Raw genomic sequence first — 403 nt, forward strand, 5'->3', positions numbered from 1 at the left:
TCCCACAGGTCGGTGTGGCTGTAACGATCTTCTTCACCGCTGATTTTGCTGGCGGCCACTTCTTCAATCAGGCCCGCTGCGCCACCCACCACTTTCGACGGTGGGAATGCCAGCTCGCTGATGCGTTTTTGCAGCTCCAGCACGTCGCTGTTGAGCTGCTCGGCGTATTTCTCCATCCCACTGGTGGAGTTATCGCCAAACAGGGCTTTTTCCAGACGGTGGAAGCCGGTGAATTTCGGATCGGCGGCCTTCTGCTCGTAGTCGTCTTCACGGGCGTCAATGCTGCCATCGAGGTCAGAGAACAGTTCGGCAATCGGCTCAATGCGCTCGTAGTGCTGACGGGTAGGCGCATACAGGGATTTCGCTTTTTCGATGTCGCCCGCTTTCACCGCGTCGGTAAAGG

At 57.6% G+C, this 403-nt stretch carries 1 protein-coding gene; it reads right to left on the reverse strand.

The features are described from left to right. Window positions 1-403, reverse strand: a 403-nt coding sequence (locus tag RTW80_RS27545) for an imelysin family protein (RefSeq protein ID WP_312721268.1), incomplete at both ends; no start/stop codon positions are given.

It is taken from the genome of Escherichia sp. AM3 (genome assembly GCF_032029835.1).
Taxonomy (GTDB): Bacteria; Pseudomonadota; Gammaproteobacteria; order Enterobacterales; family Enterobacteriaceae; genus Escherichia; species Escherichia coli.